Annotated in this window: 1 protein-coding gene; it reads left to right on the top strand. The window is 72.0% G+C overall.

Annotated elements, in window-relative coordinates:
- On the top strand, nucleotides 1-3,375 hold a 3,375-nt coding region (locus ACFYOY_RS49030; RefSeq protein ID WP_388594624.1), incomplete at both ends, for an SDR family NAD(P)-dependent oxidoreductase.

Genomic DNA, 3,375 nt, shown 5'->3' with positions numbered 1-3,375 from the left:
CACCGCACCCCACACCAGCCTGTATCTCGAACTCGGCCCCGACCCCACCCTCACCACCGCAACCCACCACACCCTCCACCACCACACCACCACCAACACCGAGCAGAACAACCCCACCCACCGCCCCACACCCCTCACCACCTCCACCCTCACCCGTAAGCAGCCCGAGGAACGGGCTCTCACCCACACCCTCGCCCGGCTGCACACCACGGGCGTGGAAGTCGACTGGACCAGTTGGTTTCCCGCCGACCCGGCGCCCCAGGTGGTCGGGTTGCCGACGTATGCCTTCCAGCACCAGCGCTTCTGGCTGGCCCCGCCCGCCGCCCGTACGAGCTTCGAGGGGACTGCCGAGGACCCGGCCGAGGCGCAGCTCTGGCATGCCATCGAAGAGCTGGACGTCGACACCCTCACCAGCACGCTCCAGCTGGAGAAGGACAGCCCCGGCATCGACGCCCTGCTGCCCGCACTCCCCGTACTGTCCGCCTGGCGGCGTCAGCACCGTGAACGTTCCACCATCGACTCCTGGCGCTACCGGGCCACTTGGCAGCAGCTCCCCGACCCGGCCACACCGGCCCTGACGGGCGCCTGGCTGGTGGTCGCCCCTGCCGGGCAGGAGGAGCATGCGACGGTCCGGGTCACCGTCCAGGCGCTGCGGGCGCACGGCGCCACAGCGATCCCATTGGCGGTCGACGCTCAGGACATCGATCGCGCCACGCTCCGCGAACGCCTCGACCGGCTGACCGAGGAGTCCCAGCCCGCCGGAGTCATCAGCCTGCTCGCCCTCGACCAGGAACCGCTCGTCGGCCACTGCGCGGTGCCCGCCGGGCTCGGCGCCACCGTCGCTCTTCTCCAGGCGCTCGGTGACGCCGACATCAGCGCGCCCCTGTGGTGCGTCACGCAAGGCGCCGTCGCCACCGGTCGCAGCGACCTCCTCCCCCACCCCGAGCAGTCGCAGATCTGGGGGTTCGGCCGCGTGGCCGCGCTGGAACATCCGCAGCGCTGGGGCGGCCTCATCGATCTGCCTGCCGCCATGACCCACCACACCGCGGGTCGGCTGGCAGCCCTTCTCGTACCCGGGCAGCCCGAGGACCAGGCCGCCCTCCGCGCCACCGGAACGTACGCGCGCCGCCTGACCCGTGTGCCCGCCCTCGACACCGCCCCCGCCCCCTGGGAGCCGTCGGGGACCACGCTCATCACCGGCGGCACCGGGGGTCTCGGCGCCCAGATCGCCCGCTGGCTGGCCCACCGGGGCGCGCCCCATCTCCACCTCATCAGCCGTTCCGGACCCTACGCGCCCGGCGCGTCCGAGCTCAGCGAGGAGCTCACCGCTCTGGGGACGGACGTCACCATCACCGCGTGCGACGCCTCCGACCGCGCCGCACTCCGGCAGCTCATCGACACCGTCCCCGCCGAACACCCCCTCACCGCCGTCTTCCACACCGCAGGCACCATGGAACTCGGGCAGATCAGCGAGCTGGATCCCAGGCGGTTGCAGTCCGTTCTGCGGTCCAAGGCCCTGGCCGCCGCTCACCTGCACGACCTCACCCAGCACCTCGATCTCACGGCCTTCGTTCTCTTCTCGTCGAACGCCGCCACCTGGGGCAGCGGACAACAGGCCGCCTACGCCGCCGCGAACACCTACCTGGACGCGCTCGCCGAACACCGCCACACCCGGGGCCTGCCCGCCACCAGCCTTGCCTGGGGCCCCTGGGGCGAGGCAGGCATGGCCGCCGACCAGCACACGCTCTCCCACCTCAAGCGCCGCGGTCTCTCGCCTCTCCCCACCGACCTCGCCATCGCGTCGCTGCACCACGCCCTGACACACCACGACAGCGCCGTCACGATCGCGGATGTCGACTGGGCGAGGTTCGGCAGCACGTTCACCGCGCAGCGCCCGAGTCCGTTCCTCACCCGTCTGATGCCGTCGGCCGCGGAGCCCGCCACACCCACGGACACCGCCGACGACAATCCGTTGCGGCAGCAGCTCAGCGCGGCGCCGGCCGCACAGCGGCACCAGATCCTGGTCCGGCATATCCAGACCCTGGCCGCGACGGTCCTCGGTCACCCCGGCCTGGACGCCATCCCCCCGGCGCAGCCCTTCCAGGAACTGGGCTTCGACTCCCTCACGGCGGTCGAGCTGCGCAATCAGCTCGCCGCCACCACCGGCCTCCCGCTCGCCCCGGCGCTGGTCTTCGACCATCCGACGCCGAATGCGCTCGCCACCTATCTGGGTGCCGAACTGACGGGGCAGAAGGCCACCGTCACCACCCATACAGCGCCCGCGGCCGCCGACGACGAGCCGATCGCGATCGTCGGCATGGCCTGCCGCTACCCGGGCGGCGTGCGCTCGCCGGAAGAACTGTGGGAGCTGGTCGCCGCGGGCCGGGACGCCATCGGGGAGATGCCCACCGACCGTGACTGGGATCTGAACACCCTCTTCGACCCCGACCCCGAGCGTCTGGGCACCAGCTATGCGCGCGAGGGCGGCTTCCTCCACGACGCGGCCGGGTTCGACGCGGCGTTCTTCGGCATCAGCCCGCGCGAAGCGCTCGCCATGGACCCCCAGCAACGCCTGCTCCTGGAAACCGCCTGGGAGACCTTCGAGAACGCGGGCCTGGACCGGGACACGCTCGCCGGAAGCGTCACCGGCGTCTTCGCGGGCGGCACCTATCAGGGCTACGGCGCCTCCGGAAGCTCCTCGGCGCGGGAAGTCGAAGGGTATCTGCTCGCGGGCGGTACGCCGAGCGTCATGTCCGGCCGGGTGGCGTATGCGTTCGGCCTCGAAGGCCCTGCGGTGACGGTGGACACGGCGTGTTCGTCCTCCCTGGTCGCGATGCATCTGGCGGCCCAGGCACTGCGGCAGGGCGAATGCACGATGGCGCTGGCGGGTGGCGTGACGGTGATGGCCACGCCGACCACCTTCATCGAGTTCTCCCGCCAGCGCGGTCTGGCGCCCGACGGCCGGTGCAAACCGTTCGCATCGGCGGCCGACGGCACCGGCTGGGGCGAGGGCGCCGGGCTTCTGCTGCTGGAGCGGCTGTCGGACGCGCGGCGCAACGGCCACCAGGTGCTGGCCGTCCTCCGGGGTTCCGCGGTCAACCAGGACGGCACCAGCAACGGCCTGACCGCGCCGAACGGGCCCTCACAGCAACGGGTCATCGGCCAGGCGCTCGCCAACGCGCGGCTGTCGCCCGCAGAGGTCGATGTGGTCGAGGGGCACGGCACCGGGACCACGCTCGGCGATCCGATCGAGGCGCAAGCGCTGCTGGCCACGTACGGGCAGGAGCGGGACGAGGGACGTCCGCTGTGGCTCGGCTCCATCAAGTCCAACATCGGCCACACTCAGGCCGCCGCCGGCGTGGCCGGGGTCATCAA

Source organism: Streptomyces sp. NPDC007875, assembly GCF_042868035.1.
In the GTDB taxonomy this organism is placed as follows: domain Bacteria; phylum Actinomycetota; class Actinomycetes; order Streptomycetales; family Streptomycetaceae; genus Streptomyces; species Streptomyces antimycoticus.
The sequence above is the reverse complement of the archived record's forward strand: the minus strand, read 5'-3'. Positions and strand labels throughout refer to the sequence as shown.